Source organism: Flavobacterium niveum (assembly GCF_055231775.1).
Map to the genome: position 1 here is coordinate 1,122,023 of NZ_JBUYSX010000001.1, position 24,977 is coordinate 1,146,999.

A 24,977-nucleotide genomic window follows, 5' to 3' on the forward strand; every position below is an offset into this window, starting at 1 on the left:
ATTTATATTTATTATATCGTTTTCGTATTTGATAAATTAACAATTACAAACAATGCAATAAGGTTTTAGAAGCTATGAAATTTGGTTTACTTAAAGAAAGAAAATCCCCGCCCGATAAAAGGGTAGTGTTTTCTCCCGAAAAACTTGCAGCCTTTAGGGAACAGTACCCTGATGCGGAATTTAAGGTGGAAAGCTCTGATATACGTATTTTTAAAGATGAGGAATATGCACGGCTTGGTTTTGAAATTACCGATAATCTTGCCGATTGCGATGTTCTGATAGGCGTTAAGGAAATCCCCGTAGCGGAACTTATACCGGGTAAGAAATACTTCTTTTTTTCACATACTATAAAAAAGCAGCAGCACAACCAGAAGATGCTGCAGGCAATTTTAGACAAAGACATTACCCTGTACGACCACGAAACGGTAATAGATGAAACGGGTAAAAGGCTTATTGGTTTTGGCCGTTACGCAGGTATAGTAGGTACGTACAATGCTTTCAGGGCGTTTTGCATGAAGTTTGAATTGCATAATTTGCCAAAGGCCGAAACACTTGCCGGTAAAGAGGAGCTTGTAGCCAGGCTTAAAAGGATATACATGCCCCCGGTTAAAATTGTCCTTACAGGCAAAGGCAAAGTGGGCATAGGCGCCAAGGAGATACTTGATGCAATTAAAATAAAGGAAGTGAGCCCCGCTGATTTCCTAAATAAAAACTACGATAGGCCGGTATACACTAATATAGATGTGCTGGACTACAACAAGCGCAAAGACGGCGAGGCTGCAATGGGTAATGTAGAGTTCTTTACCCGTGCCGAGGAGTTCGAGTCGGATTTTGCTAAATATGCTAATGTAGCAGATATATTTATTGCCGGACATTTTCATGGAAATAATGCGCCCGATATTCTTACGGCTGCCATGCTGAAGGATAAGGCGTGCAAGCTAAAGGTTGTGGCAGACATTTCGTGTGATACCGGTGGCCCGGTGGCATGTACGCATCGTGCATCTACCATTGCCGAGCCGTTTTACGGTTATAACACGTCGACAGGGGAGGAGGTAGACATGTACCATCCTGCGGCGGTAGTGGTAATGGCGGTTGATAACCTGCCGTGCGAATTGCCGCGTGATTCCAGCGAAGGCTTTGGCGAAATGTTTTTACAGCATGTAATCCCGGCGTTTTTTAATAATGATAAAGACGGTATTTTACAGCGGGCGGTCATTGCCGAACACGGCAGGCTGGCGCCACGCTTTAAATACCTTAACGGATATGTAAAAGAAAATGTACCCCTCCATTAAGAGGGGTATTTTTTTAGGCTGTTTTGCCTTAAATTAGTTAGTAAATTTGCCTTGTAAACCTTTTCAGATGAAAATTCGCGTACTGCTACTGTTATTTACTTCACTTATATATACGACAGCCGTTTTTTCCCAGCAAATGCTGCCTTTCGTAGAGAATTTTACCAAATACGAGTACGAGGGTGATAACCAGGTATGGAATGTGCTTCAGGGTAATGATAAGGCCATGTATTTTGCCAATAACCATTTCCTTGTACGTTTTAATGGTGTGAAATGGGAACACTATGCCTTGCCAAACCGTACCATTATAAGGTCAATTTTTTGTGAAGGTGATAAAATATACTGTGGTTCGTATAAGGAATTTGGATGCTGGACAAGGACTAACGGTAAAATGGAGTACACATCCCTTTCTGATGAAGGAGTTTTTAAGGGATTTTCGGGTAATGAAGAGATATGGAAGATTTTCCGGTTTGGGAAAAAACTGTATTTCCAGTCGTTTAATGCACTATATGTTCATGAAAACGGCAAAACCCTCCGCCTGAATTTCCCGTCGCAAATATCATACTGTTATGTTGTTAACGATGCGGTTTATGCTGCCACCACCAGCCAGGGAGTATTCAGGTTGGCTGGTAACACTTTTGTCCCTGTACAGGGGTGGGAAGTGTTGCGTGATGGCGCTATTATCCACGGTATGGAGGCGCATAATGGTTCCATTTATATTTTTACCAAAAGTGATGGTGTTTTTATTGCAAACGGCAGTAGTATTTCGTCATGGCAAAGTCCGCTGAATACTATTGTAAAAGGAGAAATCATTCTTTCGGCCAAGTTTTTGGGTAATAATAAGCTGGCTATAGGTACATCGCGCCAGGGGCTTTATATCGTAAACCTTACCGATAACACTTTTGTAAATCTGAGCCGCAAGAATGCCCTGAAGAACAATGCGGTGCTCAGCATGAATACTGATAGTGAAAACGATCTTTGGCTGGGGCTTGATAACGGTATTGCACATGTCGAGGTAAATTCTCCTATACGTTTATTTACAGATAATTCCGGTATACTTGGTTCGGTATATTCGCTTTCAGTGATACCCAATGGCTACCTGCTGGTAACCAACCACGGTATTTTTACCTGTAAAGATGGTGTACTTGATGCTATACCAAATTCGCAGGGGCAGGTGTGGGACGTGTACCAAAACGGGAATAAGTTTATACTGGGGCATAACGACGGTACTTTTGAATACGACGGCAACAGCCTGAATAAAGTCAGCCCCGTTAACGGGGGGTGGAAGTTCCTTAAAAGTAAATTTGATGGCGTGTATTTCCAGGCAAATTATTCAGGCATAGCGGTGTATACCGACATCAACAAGCTTTCGGAATATAAAATACTGGATAAACTTCGTAAGCCGATACGAAACATAGCCCAAAACCATCCGGGTGAACTATGGGCGGCAGACAATTACCGTAGCCTGTACCGCATTACTTATGACGATAATTTTACTGTAAAGCAGGTACAGAACGTTTCGGCAGAGAATAACATAAAGAGCGACTATGGCGTAAAAATATTCAGCTTCCGCAACCAGGTACTGTTCCTTATAAACAATTCTTGGTATACCTATAATTCACTGTCAGGTAAGCTGGAAAAGAATAAGGTATTTAATGACGAGTTTGGTGCCATATCAGACGTAATCCCTGTAGATGACGACAACTTCCTGATATTTAAAAACAGCCTGTTGTATATCGTAACCCAGAAAGGGAAAGGCTTTTCGTGGCGCCTTATCCCCGAAAAATATTACCAGGGACGCCTAATTATAGAGAACATACAAGTATACAATTCGCCCGATAAGATCATTGTAAACCTTGATGACGGTTTTTTCACCATAGCCAAAAAACTGCCTGCTGTGCAAAAGCCTGAAATTACCACTGAAGCTTTTTATGAAGGTAATCTTGTAACGGATGATACTGAGATAAAACACAATACTACTATAGAGATTGATGTAATATCGCCATTATTTGGGTTCAAGAAGGGTGAATTGCAATATAGTATAGACGGCAGTGCAGCCACACCGCTGCGTTCGGGCAAGATAGTACTGAACAACCTGGCGAGTGGCAACCATGAAATAGAAGTATATTACAATAATGGGGCAGGGTATAACTTAGTATCCCGTTACGATTTTCACGTAAACAAGCCATGGTATTTTTCATGGTATATGGTACTGATATATATAGGGTTTACTGTGCTGGTGCTGTTCCTGTATTACCGTTGGAACCACCTAAAATACCTGCAAAAAGTAAGGCTTAATGAGGAAGAAATGCGCCACAGGACCCAGATTATGGAAGTGGAGCACCAAAGCGAAATGAAGCTGAGGCAACAGGAATTTGAAAAACACCGCCTGGAAATGGAAGTGCAGACCAAAGCCAGTGAGGTGGCCGGTAAATCGTTGAGCATAGCCAAGCACAGCGAAATGATAGAAAGCATACAGGAGGCGCTGGACGCCGAAAAAGACGCTGCCAAGCTTGTTACCCGTATAAAAAAGATTATAAAAACCAGTTCTATCAGCAAAAATGAATGGCAGAGTTTTGAGAAGAACCTTGTAAAAAGCCATGAAGAATTTGTAGCCCGACTTACGTCGAAATATCCTGAACTCACATCTAAAGATATTAAGCTTTGCATCTATTTAAAGATGAATTTATCCTCTAAAGAGATAGCTCCGCTTATGAATATATCGTTCCGCGGGGTAGAGCTGCACCGATACCGTTTAAGGAAAAAACTGGGCATAACTACCGAAGAGAGCCTTACTCGATTTATGATAAGCGTATAATTAGCATTTTAAATTTTCGATTTTCTTAAAATTTCACTCTATATTAAGGATTCCTCAATACATCATCACTACATCATTTGCCTGTTTAATGATGTATAAAGGTTAGTTTTAAATTTTTGTATATCAATTATTTAAAACATTTTTTACTCCTTTTGATGTAGTATTGAGAAGTGTTAATTAATACAGCTATAACGTTTTAGCTTTGTACTTTCGTAGAGCTAACTTTTAACATAGTTCCTTTTATGAAAAACTTTATTCTGGGTTTTTTGCTGCTGATGTGGGGTATCAGCCACGGGCAGCAAATTACAGGCCAGGTAACCGATGAAAGCGGCCTACCTGTACCTGATGTGTACATTACTGTAGCAGGCAGTAATGTGTCTGCCACGGCAGATTTCGACGGTAATTTTACCATAGCAGCCACCGAAGGGGCACAACTTTCCTTCGCCATGCTGGGGTTTGATACCGTTACGGCAGTAGCCACAGCTGCCCCAATGAAAATTACAATGAAAGCCAGTGCCTCAACAAACCTTCAGGAAGTAGTAGTTGTAGGTTACGGTACACAAAAACGTTCTAACCTTACCGGTGCTGTAGGTACTGTAAAAGCAGACCAGTTCCAGAAACAGCCGCAGTACAATGCCATGCAGTCCATTCAGGGTAAAGTGGCCGGTGTACAAATTGTTACAAACGACGCTCCCGGTGCTACCCCTACGGTACGTATCAGGGGTCTTGGTACGGCATCATCAGGTTCCACGCCGCTTTATGTTGTAGATGGTGTGGTAACTGCCGATATCAGTAATATTAACCCGGCTGATATCGCCTCTATGGACATACTTAAAGATGCTTCATCTGCTGCAATTTACGGTAGTAGCGCTGCAAACGGTGTTGTACTTATTACGACTAAAAAGGGTAAGGATGGCAAAATGAACATCAGCCTTAGTTCTTCTTACGGTGCAAGGTCTACCCTTAACCAGGTGAAGATGGCCAATGCCAGCCAGTACGTACAGTACTACAACGAAAACCAAGCTACATTACCGGCACCTGTTTACCTTTCGGCAAACCAGCCTTATAATACAAACTGGTATGATGCTTTAACAGATGTTGGCCAAACCCAAAATAACAATGTGGCTCTTTCGGGCGGTAGTGAAAGGGGTAACTACTATTTCAGCTTTAATAATTATACCGAAGACGGTGTTTTAGACAGTAACAAAATAGCCCGTAACACACTACGTTCTAATACAAGCTACAACTTTTTTGATAACAGGCTTAAGTTGAGCCAAAATGTAAGCTATTCGTTTACAAAAACAAACCCTAAACCGTTTAGCGCGTTTGACGAGGCATACAGGCAGGCACCTATAGTACCTACACGATTTGAGTCAGGGCAATGGGGGCAAAGTTTCTACAACCAAAACACAGGTGTTGTAGGTTACACCGCAGGCCCCGGCGAAAGTATAGGCCGCCTGAACTCGATAGGCAACCCTCTTGCGTCAGTTTACTTTAACAATGAAGAAACTAAAATGTCGCAGCTTCAGGGTATGTTTGATGCCGAGCTTAAAGTAACCGACTGGTTAAAAGTAAATTCACGTTTTGGTGCAAGTAAGAGTTTTGCTAAAACAAGGATTTACAACAACATGCGTGGTACATGGCTTGCCGCCGACCCTACAAGGACTGATGCACAATATGATGCACTTCAGGCCGGAGCACCGGAAGGTAACTACACCAATGCAAACAACATGCTTTCGTATGCTGATACAGAAAGCTTCCGTTACAACTGGGATACATTCCTGACGTTTAACAAGTCTTTTGACAATCATAACCTTACTGTAGTTGCAGGTTTCACTAAAGATAAGAGGGATGATATTTATTATTCTTCTATCTCAGGCTACGATGTTCCTACACAAAAACAATATTGGAATATAGAGCAGGCAGACCCTGCAAGCATAACCGCTACTCAGTATTATGCCACGCCTACCCAAATACTTTCTTATTTCGGAAGGGTACAGTACGATTATAATGAGAAGTATTTCCTTACAGCTAACATAAGGAGGGACGGTAACAGTAACTTTAAGAAAAACGGTGATTATTGGGGGACTTTCCCATCGGTTGCTGCAGGTTGGGCACTTACTAAAGAAAACTTCCTGAGCGATATTAAAGGCCTTGATTTCCTTAAAATCCGTGCCGGTTACGGTTTAATGGGTAACGCCCAGGTACCGTTTAACAATACCGTAATTTACAATGCTTCGGGAAGTAACAACAACAACTATGTTTTTGGTCCTAACCAGGTGCTTGTAGGTGGTGCTTATGTAGGTTCACCTGCTGCTAACGTAAGCTGGGAAGAAACCAAAGAGCTTAATGCCGGTTTAGATTTTGAATTACTAAACAGGAGGCTAACAGGTAGTGTAGATTTGTATGACCGTACTACAACCAATGCTATACTGCGTGTAAAACCGTTACTGGATTCACCTTACACCGAAAATTATTATGACCATGGTGGTGAAGTAAGTAATAAAGGTTTTGAACTTGCCCTTAACTGGAAAGACCAGATTGGAGAGGATTTTAGCTACTATATAGGCGGTACTTTTGGTAAAAACAAAAACACCCTTGAAAATGTAAAACCTGCTTATGACGGCCAAACAGGCGGTAGCCTTGCAAACGGACAAATTACAAAACGCCTTCAGGAAGGCCAGCCCGTATATGCATGGTGGATGTACCAGGCAGACGGCGTATGGCAAAACCAGGCCGATATTGATGCTAATGCCCACGTAAGCGGTGCCCAGCCGGGCCAAATTCGTTACAAAGACCAGAATGGTGACGGTGTGATAGACGACAGGGATAAAAAATTCTTTGGTTCATACCTGCCAACATATACTGTAGGTCTTAATATTGGTTTCAACTGGAAAGGGCTTGACTTTTCTGTAGACGGTTACGGTGCAGGTGGTAATAAAGTATACAACGGCCTTAAAGGTACCCGTATAGACGGTGGTGAAAACATTACTGCTGATACATTTAACGGCCGCTGGACAGGTGAGGGTTCTACCAACAAAAATCCGGGTGCAAACCGTACAGCAATAGCATCAAGCTACTACCTTGAAGATGGTGATTTTTTCAGGATTAATAATATTACAGTAGGTTATACTTTTAAAGATGTAGTAAAAGACATTACCAAAGTAAGGGTATATGCTACAGCACAAAACCCTTTCATGTTCACTAAATATTCTGGCTTTACACCGGAATTGAACAATAACGGTATACCGGGTGAAACAGCAGGTATAGAGCTTTCTGCATATCCTACGCTTAAAACATTCCTTTTTGGGGTTCAAATAGATCTATAATAAAAATTGGTTATGAAAAAACGATATAAAAGTTTAATATATCTTATGGCAGGCACAATGCTGCTGGCCGGTTGTGATGATTTTCTTGATGTAGATTCAAGGAGGAACATTACTGAAGAAGACAGTGGGGTAGCTACCACTCCAGAAGAATATGTAAACGGTATTTACGGTATGCTTACCGAGTGGGATTATGCCTTCTCTTACCTTGGTATTACTGAAATAATTTCAGATAATGCTGATAAAGGCAGCTCACCCGGCGATACAGGTGGCGATAAAGACCAGCTTGATGCACTACAGTTTACCAGCAGTTCGGGTTCGTTTGGTGCCATGTGGGCTAACTGGTACAAAGCCATTGGCCGTGCTACCTACGCTATCCAGTATACTGAAAGCTATGGGCTTACAGACGAAGCTTATAAAAACAGGCTTATTGGTGAGGCTAAATTCCTTAGAGCACTACACTATTTTTGGCTTGTAAGGGGTTGGGGCGATGTGCCTCTGCAACACATAGACCTTACTGTACGTGCTCCTAAAGCAGATGTATATGCTTATATTGAAGAAGACCTTCTTGATGCAATAGCCAAGCTTCCGCAGAAGAGTGAATATGCATCGGCTGACCTTGGCCGTGCTACTAAAGGCGCTGCACAGGCACTGCTTGCCAAAGTATACCTTTATGAGCAAAAATGGCAACAGGCATATGATATGGCCAACACTGTAACTACTTCGGGTCAATATGGTCTTGAGGCAGATTACGCTACGCTATGGAGGGTAGAAACCGAAAACGGCACTGAATCTATCTTTGAAGTTCAGGCGCGTGGTGAAGTTGTTGCCCATGGCGTACAACAGTATACGCAAACCCAGGGTGCCCGCGGTACCAGCGGATGGGGTTGGGGCTTTAACACGCCTTCGCAAAACCTGCTTAATGCGTTTAATGCCGAAGGTGATGCCGTACGCAGGGATGCTACAATCATTTTTGCAGGTGAAACACTATATGATGGACGCGAAGTAAGTGCTGCCGTAGAAAACCCTATGTACAATGAAAAAGCGTACTCAAGCGCTAATGCCGGTGCCGATGATGCCGATAAAAATATCCGTATCCTTCGCCTTGCAGAAGTGTATCTTATAAAAGCTGAGGCCGCTAACGAACTGGGTAATACCAGCGAAGCTCTTACAGCACTGAATGTAGTAAGGGCACGTGTAAATCTTGCAGCTTCTACAGCGGCAGGAGGTACTGCACTTAGGGCTGCAATATGGAATGAGCGTCGCCTGGAGCTTGCCTTTGAGCACGACCGTTGGTTCGACCTGGTACGTACAGGCCAGGCACAGGCTGCCATGACAGCTGCCGGAAAAACCTTTACTGTAGGTACCCACGAATTGTTCCCGGTACCGTATGACCAGCTGATACAAACTCCTGGTATGGCACAAAATCCCGGTTATTAATTATTAATAAAGTCCTTTCCCCCTTGTGTGAGGTTCGGGGGAAAGGACACTTTTTTTTGCTATGTACTATCATTTCAACTTTAAAATAAAACTTCCCCTTATAGCTGCGGTTGCTGCATTGTTTGTACAGTGTAACAGCGCAGACACTAAAAACTCTTCGGGTACTACGCCCGAAACACCTGCTACGCCGCTTACCGACGAGCAGCTGATTGACCTTGTTGAAAAGCAGACTGTAAAATATTTTTGGGATTATGCTGAGCCAAATTCAGGTTTGGCACGCGAAAGGTACCATCCGGATGGTAATTACCCTGATAACGATGCTAACATTGTTACCACGGGCGGTAGCGGATTCGGTATACTGTCGCTTATAGCAGCAGATTCGCGTGGTTACATTACCCGTGCGCAGTTTACAGAGCGTATGGGCAAAATAGCCACTTTCCTGGAAAATGCCGACCGTTTCCACGGGGCATGGCCACACTGGATGGACGGCAATACCGGACATGTAAAACCCTTTGGAACAAAAGATAACGGCGGCGACCTTGTAGAAACCGCTTTCCTTTGCGAAGGGCTTATCTGTGTACGCGAGTACCTTAAAAACGGTACTGCCGATGAAAAAGCGCTGGCTAACCGCTACGATGCGCTTTGGAAAGGTGTAGACTGGGACTGGTACCGAAACGGGCAGGATGTGCTGTACTGGCACTGGTCACCTAACTATAACTGGGAAATGAATTTCCCGCTGGAAGGCTATAACGAATGCCTTATTACTTACATATTGGCAAGCGCTTCGCCTACACACGGCATTACAGCCGCACCGTACCACAAGGGCTGGGCAAGGAACGGTAATATCGTTTCTGCGAATACCAAATACGGTTACCCGCTTATCCTGAAGCACAACTACTCCGAAGAGTACGGAGGGCCACTATTCTGGGCACATTATTCTTACCTGGGGTTAGACCCGCACCAGCTTACAGACCAGTATGCTAACTACTGGGACCTTAACTACAACCAGGTAATGATCGATTATAAATATTGTGTGGAAAACCCGCACCATTTTGCCGGTTACGGTGCAGACTACTGGGGGCTTACGGCTTCATATACACGTAATGCCGATGGCACTACAGGCTATACTGCACACCAGCCGAATAACGACACGGGTGTGATTTCACCTACAGCGGCGGCAAGTTCTATAGTGTACACACCACAGCAGAGCATTGCCTTTATGAGGAACCTGTACGAAAACCACAGTTCACTGGCGTGGGGGCCGGCAGGCTTTTATGATGCGCACAGCCAGCAATATAACTGGAGCGTAAAATGGTATCTGGCCATAGACCAGGGGCCTACACCGGTAATGATAGAAAATTACCGCAGCGGCCTGCTTTGGAACCTGTTTATGAACGCACCTGAGGTAAAACAGGGCTTACTGAACCTTGGCTTCCATTCGGGTAAATACGGCTTTTAGGCATGAAGAAAATAACCCTTGCGGTTTTTGCCCTGATGCTTAGTACAGCGGCGCTTGCCCAAAAAGATGTTTCTGGTTCTTTTAAAACGGAAATCACGGTAACACGGCAGCTTACGTATGCGCTGCACATTCCGGAGAATGCCAAAAAAGAGAAGAAACCACTTATTGTGTTCATGCACGGTTCGGGTGAGAGGGGTACCGATACGGAACTGCTTAAAATACACGGGCCGTTTAAATACCTGAAAACCCATACGCTTGATGCGTACGTTTTGGGTGTGCAATGCCCCGATAACGAGCTGTACGATGCAGAAGCGGTATACAGACTGATACAGAAAATTGTAAAGGAAAATAACATAGATGCAAAACGCATTTACCTCACAGGCCTTAGCATGGGCGGGTGGGGCGTTTGGGAAGTAGCCCAGGCACACCCCGAAGCGTTTGCGGCTTTAGTGCCTATTGCCGGATATGTCGACAGCGTACCGATGATGGAGGATTGCACGAAGTTGGGCAGCATACCTATACGCATCTACCACGGTTTGCTGGATGATGCGGTAGCGGTGCACTATGCCATTGACATTTACAAACAGCTAAAGCCTTGTGCCAAAGACATGGAGCTTACCATTTTTGACGATGCCGGCCACGACAGCTGGACACGGGTATATGATGACCCGGCGGTGTACGAATGGATGCTGAAACAACAACGTCCATAAACATTTTACTATAAAAACCACAAACGAAGAAAAAGAATGAATAAAAGAACAGTACTTCTCCTTTTGGCCTGTACCACAATATCGGTTTATGCGCAGAAAGGAAAAAAGACAGCCACCGCCATCAAACCGAAAAACGAGTTCATTACCGAACTTATGGGTAAGATGACCGTTGACGAAAAAATTGCCCAATTGGTGCAGTTTACCGCCGATGGTACCATTACCGGCCCTAAAAGCGGTACCAACTGGGTAGACGAAATAAAGAAAGGTAACGTGGGGAGTATACTGAATGCCACAGGTGTAGACTATACCCGTAAGGTGCAGAAAATGAACCTGGACAATTCTCGCCTTAAGATTCCTATCCTTTTCGGGTATGATGTTATTCACGGTTATCGTACTATTTTCCCTGTCACATTGGGTGAAACGGCTTCGTGGGACCTTGAGGTAGCACGCATATCGAGCGAGGTGGCTGCTGCCGAAGCAGCTGCATCGGGTGTGCACTGGACGTTTGCACCGATGGTAGACATTTCCCGCGACCCGCGTTGGGGCCGTGTGTCTGAAGGTGCCGGTGAAGATACCTACCTGGGTAGCAAAATGGCATTTGCACGTGTAAAAGGTTTCCAGGGCAAAAGCCTGCACGACCTGAATACCATATTGGCCTGTACCAAGCACTTTGCCGCTTATGGCGCTGCTGAGGCAGGCCGTGACTATAACACCGTAGACATGAGCGAACGCCTGCTGCGCGAAGTATACCTGCCGCCTTTTAAGGCTACGGTAGATGCCGGTTCGGCTACGTTTATGGCTTCGTTTAACGAAATAGCCGGTGTGCCGTCTACAGGAAGCAAATGGCTTATGAACGATATACTGAAAGGCGAGTGGGGCTTTAAAGGTTTTGTGGTTACCGACTATACCGGTATGAACGAAATGATAGCGCACGGATACGCTAAAGACGAACAACATGCAGGCGAGCTTTCGCTTAACGCAGGTATCGATATGGACATGGTGGGCGCAATTTACCTGAAGTATACCAAAAAGAACCTTGAGGAAGGCAAGGTAACTATGGCACAGGTAGACGACGCCTGCCGCCGTATCCTTGAAGCCAAGTACGACCTTGGCCTGTTTGAAGACCCGTACCGCTACAGCGACGATAAGCGCGAAAAGGCTACCATCTATAAAAAAGAATACCTTGATGCGGCGCTTGCTGCTGCCAATAAATCAATGGTACTGCTTAAAAACAGCAACAACGTACTTCCGCTGAAGCAAAGCCAGAAAGTGGCTTTTGTAGGCCCGCTGGTTAATGATGAGTACAATATTATAGGCTCATGGGCTGCTACAGGCGACCGTAACGGTTATGCCGTAAGTGTACAGGAAGGTATAAACAAGCTGGTTACCGATAAGAGTAAAGTATCGTTTACAAAAGGTGTTGAGATAAAAGACACCAAGCGCGACGGTATACAGGCGGCTATTAATGCTGCTAAAAATGCCGATGTTATTGTTGCCGTAATGGGTGAGTTTGAAAACCAGACCGGTGAGGCTGCATCCCAGGTAAACATCGACCTGCCGGGCATCCAGAAAGAGTTCCTTGCGGAACTTAAGAAACTGGGCAAACCGGTTGTATTGGTACTTATGAACGGCCGCCCGCTTACCCTTAGTTGGGAAAACGACAACATGGATGCCATACTTGAAGCATGGTACCCTGGTACTATGGGTGGCGATGCCATTGCACAAACGCTTTACGGCGTAAGCAACCCAAGCGGTAAACTGCCTATGACATTCCCACGCAGTGTAGGGCAGGTGCCTATCTACTACAACCACAAAAATACAGGCCGTCCGTACCTTGGCCCACAAGATGCAGAACAGAAATACAAATCGCGTTACACCGATTCAGATAACAGCCCGCTGTATGCCTTCGGTTACGGCCTTAGCTATACAACGTTCCAGTATTCTAACCTGAAGCTTAGCACACAAAAGCTTTCGGCTAACGGTAAAATCACGGTGAGCGTAGATGTGAAAAATGCCGGAAACTACGACGGTGAAGAAGTGGTACAGCTGTACGTACGCGACCTTATAGGTTCGGTTACCCGCCCGGTACGCGAGCTGAAAGGCTTCAACAAGCTGCTGATTAAAAAAGGCGAAACAAAAACCGTAACGTTTGAAATTTCACCGGACGACCTTAGGTTCTACGACATCAATATGAAGTTTGTAGCCGAGCCTGGTGGCTTCGAAATATACGTTGGCGGAAGCTCTGACGCTACATTAAAAAGTACTTTCGAGTTGGTTAAATAAGTGTTTGGTTAATTTGCTCCAAAAGGCTGCCCGGGTTAGGGGCAGCCTTTTTACTAAAATGTTGCGTAACGAAGCATTGGAATTGATAGAATATCAGCAAAGGCAATATTTGAGAGGTGGTTTTTAGTGTTGTGCTTAAAATGGCGTGCTATTTTTGCGATATTAATTATTATGATGTTTTTAGATATATGTATATTTAGAAAATTTTTTAATCATGAAATTCCGCTTAACCGCATTATTTATCTTCGTATTTTTTGTTGCAACCGCACAAACCGTACTATCTCCATCCAAAGAAATAAGTGTAAATTTTAAACTTAACCCGGCAGGTAAGCCCTACTACAGCGTTACGTACAAAGGCAAGGCTGTAATCATAGACAGTTACCTTGGCTTTAAGCTGAAAGACCTGCCTGATTTCGATAAGGATTTTACGGTGGTAAACAGCCAGTCGTCATCTGTAAATGATGAGTGGAAGCCGGTGCTGGGCGAAGTGGCCGTGATTAAGAACAACTATAATGAGCTAAAAGTATCCCTGTTGCAGCAAAGCACCAAACGCAGGGTAGATATAGTATTCCGTGTGTTTAACGAGGGTGTGGGCTTTCGTTATGAGTTCCCGAAACAAGACCAGCTTGATTACTTTATAGTAAGCAAGGAAGAAACCCAGTTTAACCTTACGGGAGACCACAAGGCATTCTGGATTCCGGGCGACTACGACAGCCAGGAGTACGTGTACAACGAAACCCCACTGAGCAAAGTAGACAACGACAAGCTGAACCTGAACAACGGTATAGCGCTGAAATCGGTAGGGGGAAGGTACGTGATACAATCGCCCCTGATGATGAAGTCTAAAGACGGGCTGTACATCAACATTTTTGAGGCGGCAGTTATCAACTACCCTATAATGCACCTTGACCTGAACATCAACAACTTCAGCCTTACGGCTAACCTTGCGCCAAATGCTGTGGGCGACCTTGCGTTTCTTCATGCACCGTTTAATACGCCGTGGCGTACTGTAATGGTAAGCGACGATGCCCGTAAGATAGTTTCGCAAAAAATGGTGCTTAACCTTAACGAACCGTCTAAAATAACCGATGTATCGTGGATTAAGCCCATGAAATATGTAGGTATCTGGTGGGAAATGCACGTAGGTAAGAGCAGCTGGGATTACAAGGGTTCGCAAAACGCACAGAACCAGCAGACCGGCGCTGCCATAAGTGTACCGCACGGTGCTACTACCGAGAATACCAAGCGTTATATCGACTTTGCCAAAAAGAACGGATTTGACGGCGTACTGGTTGAAGGCTGGAATACCGGCTGGGAAGACTGGAACGGCCATTGGAAAGATGAAGTGTTCGACTTTGTAACGCCATACCCTGATTTTGATATTAAAGCCATAAGCGAATATGCTAAGCAACAAGGTGTAAAGATGATTATGCACCACGAAACTTCGGGTGCAGTAGCCAGCTATGAGCGCCACCTGGACCGTGGCCTTGAAAACATGGTGAAGTACGGCTACCCGGCAGTAAAAACCGGTTATGTGGGCCGTATTATTCCGCGTGGCGAATACCACGACGGGCAAACCATGGTAAACCACTTTAACTATGTGCCACAGCGAGCTGCAGAATACAAGCTTTTGGTAAACAGCCACGAATCGAGCCGCCCTACAGGGGTGCACCGTACCTGGCCAAACTACATAGCTGCCGAAGCCGCTCGTGGTAATGAGTTTAACGGATGGAGCAGCGGCAACCCGCCTGCACACGAAACCATACTGCCGTTTACACGCCTTTTAGGAGGCCCGATGGACTACACACCGGGTATCTTCGAGATAAAAATGAATGTATACAAGCCGGGGTCTGACGAGCAGGTACATACTACGCTGGCCAAACAGCTTGCGCTTTATGTAACGCTGTACAGCCCGCTTCAAATGGCTGCCGACCTGCCTGAAAACTACGAGAAACATGCCGATGCATTCCAGTTTATAAAGGATGTGGCCGTAGACTGGCAGGATACCAAAGTGCTGGAGGCCGAACCGGGTGACTATGTTACCATAGCCCGTAAGGACAAAAACAGCGAAAACTGGTTCCTTGGCGCCATAACCGACGAGCATGCCCGCGAAAGTAAGGTAGCGCTTGATTTCCTTACGCCGGGTAAAAAATACAAGGCGGTTATTTACCAGGATGGCAAAAAAGCCGACTGGAAGAATAACCCTAAGAGCTACGAAATAAAGACACAGACCGTTACCTCAAAATCTGAGCTGAAGCTGAAGCTGGCAGCAGGAGGGGGAACGGCGGTGAGCTTTTTCCCACTCAATTAGAAACCGTTAATGAAACATATTGTAACTGTATTATTAATCTTAACCAACCTTACATTTGGCTACAGCCAGCAAAAAACATATTGCAACCCTATAAACGTAGACTACGGTTATTGCCCCATACCTAACTTTGTTACACAGGGCAAACACCGTGCTACGGCCGATCCGGTAATTACCTTTTTTAAAGGCGAGTATTACCTTTTTTCTACCAACCAGTGGGGCTACTGGCACAGCAAGGACATGCTGAGCTGGAAGTTTATCCCGCGTAAGTTCCTGAGGCCGGAACATAAGGTGTACGATGAGCTTTGTGCACCTTCGGTATCGTTTGTGCGCGATACCATGCTGGTGGTAGGCTCTACCCATGGGAAGGATTTCCCGATATGGATGAGCACTAAGCCCGATGGCGACAACTGGAAAGAACTGGTACACAAGTTTGAAGCCGGTGCCTGGGACCCGCACATCTTTTGGGATGAAGATACTGATGAAGTTTATATCTACTATGGCAGCAGCAACCTGTACCCGATATACGGCGTAAAGCTGAACCGTAAAACCTTCCAGCCGGAAGGCGAACCCGTACCACTCATTGCCCTGAACGACGATGAGCACGGCTGGGAGCGCTTTGGCGAGCATAACGACAATACCTTTATGCAGCCCTTTATGGAAGGTGCTTATATGAACAAGCACAACGGTAAGTACTACCTGCAATATGGTGCCCCGGGTACCGAGTTCAGCGGGTATGGCGACGGCGTTTTTGTAAGTGATAAACCCCTTGGCCCGTTTGTATACCAGTCGTTCAACCCGTTTTCGTATAAGCCGGGCGGCTTTGCAAAGGGTGCAGGCCACGGCGGTACGTATGAAGATGGATTTGGCAGTTACTGGCATGTTTCTACCGTAGTTATTGCCACAAAAAATAACTTCGAAAGACGTCTGGGCATCTGGCCTGCGGGTTTTGATAACGACGGGACTTTATATTCCAATACCGCTTACGGCGATTACCCTACCTACCTTCCTGCCGAAAAGAAAGGACATACCGGCCTTTCATCCTTCAGCGGTTGGATGCTGCTTAACTACAATAAGCCCGTACAGGTGTCGTCTACCCTTGGCGGCTACCAGGCAAATTATATTACGGATGAGGATATAAAGACCTACTGGAGCGCCAAGTCGGCAAAAAAAGGCGAATACATCATCAGCGACCTTGGTGAGGTGAGCACGATTAATGCCATCCAGATTAATTACGCCGACCAGGATGCCGAGCTTATGGGCAAGCCCGAAACCACTACCGGGCATAAGTACATCATTTACCAGTCTAACGACGGGAAGAAATGGACAGTACTTATAGATAAGAGCAAGAATACCCAGGACGTTCCCCACGATTACATTGAACTGGAAAAACCTGCCAAAGCCCGTTACCTTAAACTGGAAAACATACAAATGCCTACGGGTAAGTTTGCTGTCAGCGGATTCCGTATCTTTGGCAAAGGGGCAGGGGAGAAACCCGCTGCCGTTGATAACTTTGTGCCGCTGCGTGCTGCACCGAGGATTAAGGGAGAGCGCCGCAATGTATGGTTTAAATGGCAGCAGGAGCCAAATGCCGATGGCTATGTGATTTATTTTGGTAAAGAACCTGATAAATTATACGGTTCAATTATGGTATATGGGCAAAATGAGTATTACTTTAGCGGCCTGGACAGGAGCGATGCCTACTATTTTGCCATAGAAGCCTTTAATGCAAACGGCATAGGGCCACGTGGAGAGGTTAAAAAATCAGAATAAGATAAACACAATTATAAGTAACCCAAACATTTATTCACTCTTAAACCCAAATTTAACCAAACTATGAGTTCATCCAATGAGCAAACCAAATGGGGACAGTTTATCCCGCTGGTCACAGTTTTCTTTTTCTGGGGGTTCGTTGCCGCGAGTAACGACATCCTTATCCCGGTATTCCAAAAGGCATTCAGTTTAGAGCCATGGCAAAGCCAGCTGGTATCGTTTGCTTTTTATGTAGCATATACCGTGGGTTCATTATTGTACATCGGTATCTCGGCTGCCACCAAGAAAGATATCGTTGCACGTCTTGGCTACAAAAATTCGCTTGCTGTGGGCCTTGCCATTTCGGCATTTGGTACCCTTTTATTTTATCCTGCTGCTGAAACCGGTTCTTTTGCACTGATGCTTTCAGGCCTTTTTATTGTAGGCCTTGGGTTTTCGCTTCAGCAAACCGTTGCAAACCCACTGGCTATTTCATTAGGGCCTATTGCTACAGGTTCTCAGCGCCTTACGCTTGCCGGGGGTATTAATAACTTAGGGACTACAATAGGCCCTTTATTAATAAGTTTTGCCATTTTTGGCAAAGCATCGGCACCCGCTACAGATGTGGACATTAACAGCGTAAAAGCACCTTACCTTATACTGGGTGCGGCATTTTTGCTTGTTGCCTTGTTCCTTAAATTTTCTAAACTGCCAGACCAGCCTGAAGCTGAAGTGGAGGAGGAAGTAAAAGATGTTTCACCGGCGCGTACATCGGCACTGCAATACCCGCAACTTGTTATGGGTATGTTTGCCATATTCCTTTATGTAGGTGTAGAGGTATCTACTGCCAGTAACCTTCCGGCGTACCTGGTTTCAAAACTGGGCTTTGTAGAAAGTGCGGTAGGCCCTTATGTGTCACTCTACTGGGCAAGCCTTATGATAGGCCGTTGGGGTGGTGCTGTAGGTGCATTTACTAATGATAAAACCCTGCAGGCTATTTTCAAAATAATAGCGCCATACCTTGCCTTTGGTGTGTTTTTAGGTGCAAGCGCCATTATGGGGCACGACCTTGCTCCGTTTAAATATTATGCTGCAGTTATTGTAGTGCTTATTGCAGCCGACTTTATCAGTAAAGGTAACCCTGCTACCATGCTGGCACTGTTTTCTGTATTAGGAGTTGTAGGCCTTATAGTAGGTATGCTTACTACCGGTACTATAAGCCTGTACGCATTTATGAGTGTCGGCCTGTTCTGTAGTACGCTATGGCCGTGTATCTTTACCCTTGCGGTAAGTGGCCTTGGCAAAAATACTACACAGGGAAGTACATTACTTATTATGATGATTATGGGTGGTGGTATAGTGAGCCTGCTGCAAGGCTGGATTGCCGGTATTATAGGCATACAGGCCAGCTACATTGTAGGTGTGCTTTGCTTTGCTTACCTTGCTATCTATGCTGTTGTTGTAAAAGGCATACTGAACCGCCAGGGCATCAGTTTCGACCGTGTAAGCGGCGGTGGGCATTAATCCTGCAAAACGCTTTATTAAAATATGCTTAAACCGGTACAGCTTTTGTACCGGTTTTTTTATGGCGTAAACGAATTTGAAATACCTTTGCCATAAAAACATACACACCATGAAAAAGAACCTTGTTATTGCCTCGTTAGGCGCATTTTTAGCCCTGGCTTCGTGCAACAAAAAGCAGGAAGAAACGGCCAACCCTGAAGAACTGAAGTCGTACACCGTAAAGGGTAACCCTGATTTGGCACAACCTGCCGATACTGCTACTGTGGCTGCCGCCAATGACACTGCTGCCCCTGCCGACGGCCCTAAAGAGGGTGAAGAACTTACGGTACGCGGTAAGGTGACTGAGATAACCCACGGCAAAGATGGCTATACGGCCAAATTAAAGGTGGCTGAAGGGCAGTTTTTTAATGCTACGGTAAGTATACCCAACATGAAGGATCCGAAGCAGTATAAGGCCGTTAAAACCGATGAAATGATAACCGTAACCGGTACTTACTTTAAGCTGGGTAAGGAAGACGGCGTAAAGGTTACCGCATTTGAATAATAAAAAAACTCCCCGAAGCTTCGGGGAGTTTTGCGTTTTTGGAAAGGGCCTTACATTCTAATTGGCCTTGAATTGATACACCGGCGATGCGGTGCTGTTACCTGCCTGGTCTTTGGTTACTATTTTCCAATAGTACGTACCGGCAGTTACGGTTACGCTCATTTGCGATTGTGTTATTGTACCCTTCAGCGTAGTAGGGTTAGTAGTAGTATCCATATAAATGTCGTAGCTGGCTATGTCGTTGTCTACATCGGCGCCGCTCCATTGCAGGGTTATGTTACCGCTGTTTACCGTGCTGCTCATGGCTGGGGCCACAACATCGGCAGGGAAGGGGGCATGGCTGGTTACCGCAGTACCTGCATTGTAAAACTTCCAGGTAGGGCTCGTAACCGATTCACCCGAAGTCTTTTTTGCCACCACATACCATGAATACGGCGTGCCTTTACTTAGCGTGGCATCATAGCTTGTGGCAGTACCGGCGCTGTTTTGCAGCGTAGCCTGGTTACTCAGGTTTTTTATGTATACAAAGTACTTTTCAGTGCCGTCTATGGCTTCCCAACTCAGGGTAACCTTATTTTGCGTAGCCGAAACATCGGTACCGGTAAGGCATTCGGTATTGTTAGCCGGGGCAGACAGGGTTACTGCGGTTTCGCTGCCGCCACCGCCGTTGCCGTCATCGCTTTTGCTGCACGACAGTGCTATTGCCGAGCAGGCTGCAAGGGCTATCATTATCTTTTTCATTGCTTCACGATTTTTGAGTTAGTAACATTACCTGCCGAAACCACGCGCACCATATACACGCCCGGAGACAGTTTAGATACGTCTGTAGGCATGCTTCCTTTTTGCGAAGGATAACTGTTGCTGTATACCCTTTTTCCCAGCGTATCAAATATTTCTACCGTTACGTTTGTATCTGCCTTGTACGGGGTGTCTATGTACACGTTGGCACCATCTACCGGGTTAGGGTAAATCACCGCTGAAGCATCCAGTACAAACTTCTCCGTATACGTGCCCTGACATGGTTTATTGGTTTTTACGCTAACAGTGTTTTCGCCAGGTGCAAGGGTTAGCTCTACAGTATTTTGGGTGGTGGTAAAGCTGTCGCCATTAAGGTCGATGGTATAGGTTTCGCCGCCATACAGGTCAAGCGTTACCTTACGGTTTTGACCGCTGACTCGCGACAGTACGGCAAGGTCGTCCGGCTGGTCAATGGTTACATCGTAGCAAAGTTGGTACGATGGGGCTTCTGCCAATGTAATGCACAGCTCGTAGTTACCTGCCTCAAGGTCAGTAAAGGTTTTGGTTGTGGTAAAACTGCCGTTCTGGTTATAGTTATTCCCTGTAAGCGTAGCTGTGTAGTTATGGTTTGCCAATGCGGCGATGCTGATGCTGCCGTTGTTTTCGTTGCGGCAGGTTTCGCTTGCTACCGTCACCGTGAAGTTATTTTGCGGCAGGGTGAATATCGGGCAACCGTTAAAGTCTACCACACTGCCCGCAGGGGTGTTTGCACACAGGTCCTGGGTGTTTGGCACACCGTCCATGTCGTCATCGGGTTCCATGTAGGTAAAGCGCAGCCAGTTCAGGTTAAACTCAGGATTCATTACCAGCATACGCATGTAGTACCTTCCGGCAGGCATTTGCGCTTGCGATGTCTTGGTTTGCCATGTCTGCCAGCCACCGGTAACGCCCAGGGTTACGGTTTCAACGTCCAGCGTTTCAGCGTTGATAAGCTGAAGCTTTATCTGCCCCACAGCGCCATTACTGGCAAAGCGGTATTCTATTTTGTAATTACCGGTCTGGGCTACATTTACAAGGTAATCCAGGTAATCGCCGGTATTGGTATAGCCCATGTTCTGGCCACCGCCTGTATCGGTAGTGGTTTCCAGGGTAAGGCCGTTGTTTACGTAGAAGCTTTCTGCCTGTATGGTGCCCGGTATGGCCTGTATGGTACCTACACGGTTAGTCACTGCTTTGTCTGTAAATGCCTGTTGGGTAGTGGCATCAGTGGCAAGCAGGTTGGTACCGTTGTAGGTAAGGGTAATAACGTCGTTAGCGTTTATGGCAGTAGCAGGTGTAAAGCTGAAGCCGCTGGTTCCCGCTTGTGTAAAGCCTGAAATCGCTACAGCCGTGCCGTTTACTTTTAGTGCCAATGCGCTCTGGCTGAAATCAATGCCCGAAGCAAGCGGCTTGTTGAAGCTTACCTCGATTTTATCGCCTAGTACATTGGTACCGGCATCAATAATTTTAAAAGCCGCATCGGTGGTAGCTGAAGGGTTTTTAAGCTCGAAATAATTTAGGTTAAAGCCTGTGCCGTCTACGTACAGTTTCACTTTATTGGTACCGGCATGCAGTATTACATCAGTAATGGTGGCGGTTCCCCAGGTGGTATAACCTCCTGTGCCGCTCAGGATAATGGTTTCAGATATGCGTCCGTTTTCATCCTCAAAGTGCAGTTTACCGCCGTTACCCGCATAGCGGATGTCAAAGTCATAAGCGGTATCGGCAGTTACCTCAAGGGTGTACTGCATCCATTCGCCGGGCTGAATAAAGCCCACCTGGTAGCCGTTACTCGGGCTATCGTTAACGGTTTCTATATCCACACCGTCGTTACGCATTTGCCAGCCCTGGTTCCAGCCCTGGTAAGAGCCGCCGTCGGTATGGTAGGTAGCCACATCGTTATCTTTATAGGCATAGCCGTTGGTGCCAAAGTCAAATTCCGTAGCGTATATTTTGCCCGGCAGGGGATGGTTTTTGTATTTTTTGGTATCGGTGGTCTGTACCTGGCGGAACATGGCATCGATAACATTGTAGTTTATGGTTGTATTCTGTAGCTTGTAGTTTTCGGCCAACTGCATCAGTGCCGAAAAAGCCTCATCAGCCGCAGGTGCACTGCCATTACCGCCCCAGTAGTCCAGCAGTTGCTGGTAGCCAGCAGGTTTGGTTACACTGGCCATACCCGAAATGCTTTCCACCTTTTTCATAGGCCACCACGACCAGCCTATGTTGTTACTTTCTACCAGTTTAATGGCATCAGTAAACCATACATTGCCGTTTTCGCCGCTTTCGCCAAGCCATAACGGTACGTTGTACTGGTTACGCAGGTTCAGCATGCCCTGTATAGAGCCGGTTGAATTGTTGTTCCAATACTTGTGGAAACTCAGCGTCATGTTAGTGTCCCACAGCGGAAAAATGCCGTTGTAGTTGTTACCCCAGCAGTTCCCTTCTATAATAATCATGTGGTTTGTGTCTACCTCGCGGATGCTTGCCGTAATGTCCACCATAAGGCTGCGCAGTGGGCCGTTATTGCCCTCGTCGCAACCGTTTTGGTTGGTACCGGTAAAGTTCCAGTTTGGTTCGTTTATCAGGTCGTAAGCGCCTATCCAGGGGCTGTCCTTGTAGCGGTCGGCCAGTTTATGCCAAAGCGCTATCATCTTCTGCTTGTTGGCATCACTCTCCCAAAGCGATGGTTTAGACGGGTCGTAGTCGCTAATGTTAGCATCCTTACCCTGTCCGCCGGGAGCTGCGTGCATGTCCAATATCAGGTACATTTCGTTTTCGGCGCACCATTCCAATAGCTGGTCGGTACGCTCAAAGCCTTCGTCAAGCCAGGTTTGCTGGCCCGATACGGGTTCCTGCTCTATGGGCAGGGTGTACAGGTTGTAGTGCATTGGGAGCCTCACGGAGTTGAACCCCCACGCTTTTAGCGAGTCAATATCGCGCTTGGTAATGCCGTTGTCGCGGTACTTCTGGTAAAATGCCTCGGCATTGCTTTCGCCAACGACATCAGTTATCTTCTGGCGGATTTCGCGCTGTGTGCCCGCAAAGCTTGAGGTTTGCAGCATATAGCCTTCCTGTATCATCCAGCCGCCAAGGCCCAGGCCGCGCAGCAGTACGTTATTGCCGTTACCGTCTACGATATTTTGCCCCTGCTGATGGAGGTACCCCTGGCTGAAGCCAACTGTACCTGTCAAAAGGGTTATTAGTAATAGTATTTTTTTCATAATTGTGTGTTTAAAGGGATTATGCCTAATACACCAGTGTTTGTATGCCGTGCGCCGGGATAGTGAAAACCGCACGCTGGCTGCCGATGATAAGGTTGTAATCTACCGGCTTATCGGTTTTATTCAGTACCACAGTAGCTATGGTGCCGTTAGTGTTTTTAAACGCGGTGCATTGCAGTACGCTCCTGCTTGGGGATGCGCTAATACGTTTGGCACCCGGCTGCACAAATTTTGAGAAATGCCCTATGTAGTAAAACGCCGGGGTGAATATCAGTTCGCCTTTCTGGGTATCGGCATGTACAGGTGCAAAACAGAAATTGCCCACGTGGTTTGGCCCGCCATGCTCATCCAGCAGTATGTTCCAGTCGGTCCATCCGGTAGTGCCGTTGTTAAAGTCGTTTATCATCTGTTCGCCATAACGCTCGGCATTTTTCCACGACTGGTATTGGGCAGCGTTAAAGCTTTCAATACAGCCTTCGGTAAACATAAGGTTCTTGGTAGGGTAGGCCTCATGTACGCGCGCCACGTTGTTGTACAATGGTTCGGCCTTTGTCCAGGTTTCGTACCAGTGGAAACCCATACCCCAGGCGTACTTGGCCGCTTCAGGGTCAGAGAATATTACATCGGCACGCTGGGTCATCAGGTCGCGGTTGTGGTCCCAAACGATGATTTTCTTGTCCTTAAATGCTTTGGTAATGGTTGGCCCAAGATAATTCTTCAGGAAATCGCGCTCGTCTTCGGCAGTAAATATGCACGATTCCCAGGTTTGTGTAGCCATAGGTTCGTTTTGTAAACTGATTCCCCATATCGGCATGCCTTCTTTTTCGTAAGCATTGATAAATTTTACGTAGTAGTTGGCCCATGCCTGGTAATATTCGGGCAGTAGCTTACCGCCTTTCAGCATGTTTTTATTGTCTTTCATAAAGGCAGGAGGGCTCCACGGACTTGCATATAGCGTTACCTTATTTGTAGCGGTTTTAAGTGCCTGCTTTATAAGGGGAATGCGGTATTTTTTGTCGTGGTCTATACTGAAGGTTTTCAGCTCTTTATCGCCTTCGGTAATGTAAGTGTAACTGCCGCTGCTGAAATCACAACTGTGTATATTGGTACGAATAAGGGAATACCCTATACCTTTATTGGCATCATAGTAGGCTGCCAAAAACTCCTGTTGCTTATCGGCAGGGAGTTTTGCAAAAACCTCGGCGCTGGCGTCGGTTATGGCACCGCCAATACCCAGTATGGGCTGGAATGCCTTATCGGGTGTTACAAACACCGATATATCTGTTTCCAGTGGTTGCTTTGCCGACGAAAATGTACCCGTAGCTGTACTTGTGAGTTTGTGTGCGGTATTTTCGGCAGTGGTGTACACTGTTATATTTTTTCCTGCTGCATTGTAGTGCTCTTTCTTTTTGGCCTTTGGTTGCTGTGCGCTAGCCAGTGCAGTTGCTAAAAGCACAAAAGCCATGATACTGTTCTTCTTCATTAGAAAATTTTTGCGTGCAAAGCGCTGCACAAGTTTGTAT

14 protein-coding genes are annotated in these 24,977 nt (G+C 46.0%); 11 read left to right on the top strand and 3 right to left on the bottom strand.

The features are described 5' to 3' along the window. Window positions 1-74: 74 nt before the first annotated feature. The 11 genes from ACZIX4_RS04535 (at window position 75) to ACZIX4_RS04585 (ending at window position 19,453) form a co-directional block, all read left to right on the top strand. Complete coding sequence (locus ACZIX4_RS04535; protein ID WP_463334422.1) at window positions 75-1,292, top strand: NAD(P)-dependent oxidoreductase; 1,218 nt, start codon at window positions 75-77, stop codon at window positions 1,290-1,292. Window positions 1,293-1,359: 67 nt separating this feature from the next. Next, window positions 1,360-4,107, top strand: coding sequence for a ligand-binding sensor domain-containing protein (locus ACZIX4_RS04540; protein ID WP_463334423.1), 2,748 nt, complete (start codon window positions 1,360-1,362; stop codon window positions 4,105-4,107). A 242-nt stretch (window positions 4,108-4,349) separates the two neighbouring features. After that, window positions 4,350-7,436: a SusC/RagA family TonB-linked outer membrane protein gene (locus ACZIX4_RS04545; RefSeq protein WP_463334424.1), complete on the top strand. Its 3,087-nt coding sequence runs from the start codon at window positions 4,350-4,352 to the stop codon at window positions 7,434-7,436. 12 nt (window positions 7,437-7,448) lie between these two features. Beyond that, window positions 7,449-8,873, top strand: a complete 1,425-nt coding sequence (locus ACZIX4_RS04550; RefSeq protein WP_463334425.1) for a RagB/SusD family nutrient uptake outer membrane protein — start codon at window positions 7,449-7,451, stop codon at window positions 8,871-8,873. A gap of 61 nt (window positions 8,874-8,934) precedes the next feature. Further along, window positions 8,935-10,332, top strand: a complete 1,398-nt coding sequence (locus ACZIX4_RS04555) for a glucoamylase family protein (protein ID WP_463334426.1) — start codon at window positions 8,935-8,937, stop codon at window positions 10,330-10,332. Window positions 10,333-10,334: 2 nt separating this feature from the next. Further along, window positions 10,335-11,042, top strand: coding sequence for a carboxylesterase family protein (locus tag ACZIX4_RS04560; protein ID WP_463334427.1), 708 nt, complete (start codon window positions 10,335-10,337; stop codon window positions 11,040-11,042). A 36-nt stretch (window positions 11,043-11,078) separates the two neighbouring features. Next, on the top strand, window positions 11,079-13,325 hold the full coding sequence (gene bglX / locus ACZIX4_RS04565) for a beta-glucosidase BglX (protein WP_463334428.1): 2,247 nt from the start codon (window positions 11,079-11,081) through the stop codon (window positions 13,323-13,325). Between the two features lie 214 nt (window positions 13,326-13,539). Beyond that, window positions 13,540-15,636 carry a glycoside hydrolase family 97 protein gene (locus ACZIX4_RS04570; protein ID WP_463334429.1) on the top strand — a complete coding sequence of 699 codons (2,097 nt, stop codon included), beginning with the start codon at window positions 13,540-13,542 and terminating at the stop codon, window positions 15,634-15,636. Window positions 15,637-15,645: 9 nt separating this feature from the next. Continuing rightward, entirely contained in the window at window positions 15,646-17,406 is a 1,761-nt protein-coding gene (locus ACZIX4_RS04575; protein ID WP_463334430.1) for a family 43 glycosylhydrolase, read from the top strand. Between the two features lie 63 nt (window positions 17,407-17,469). After that, the gene (locus tag ACZIX4_RS04580) at window positions 17,470-18,909 is read left to right on the top strand and encodes an MFS transporter (RefSeq protein WP_463334431.1); all 1,440 of its coding nucleotides are present in this window, start codon (window positions 17,470-17,472) and stop codon (window positions 18,907-18,909) included. A gap of 109 nt (window positions 18,910-19,018) precedes the next feature. After that, window positions 19,019-19,453 (top strand): hypothetical protein, encoded by a 435-nt coding sequence (locus tag ACZIX4_RS04585; protein WP_463334432.1) that lies wholly within the window; start codon window positions 19,019-19,021, stop codon window positions 19,451-19,453. Window positions 19,454-19,510: 57 nt separating this feature from the next. Here ACZIX4_RS04585 and ACZIX4_RS04590 read toward each other — a convergent pair whose 3' ends face one another. The 3 genes from ACZIX4_RS04590 to ACZIX4_RS04600 are packed head-to-tail and all read right to left on the bottom strand — an operon-like array spanning window position 19,511 to window position 24,937. Next, complete coding sequence (locus ACZIX4_RS04590) at window positions 19,511-20,194, bottom strand: hypothetical protein (protein WP_463334433.1); 684 nt, start codon at window positions 20,192-20,194, stop codon at window positions 19,511-19,513. Next, entirely contained in the window at window positions 20,191-23,454 is a 3,264-nt protein-coding gene (locus ACZIX4_RS04595) for a carbohydrate-binding protein (protein WP_463334434.1), read from the bottom strand. The genes ACZIX4_RS04590 and ACZIX4_RS04595 overlap by 4 nt, the downstream gene beginning before the upstream one ends. 25 nt (window positions 23,455-23,479) lie before the next feature. Further along, on the bottom strand, window positions 23,480-24,937 hold the full coding sequence (locus ACZIX4_RS04600) for a glycoside hydrolase family 30 protein (RefSeq protein ID WP_463334435.1): 1,458 nt from the start codon (window positions 24,935-24,937) through the stop codon (window positions 23,480-23,482). Between the last annotated feature and the right edge of the window lie 40 nt (window positions 24,938-24,977).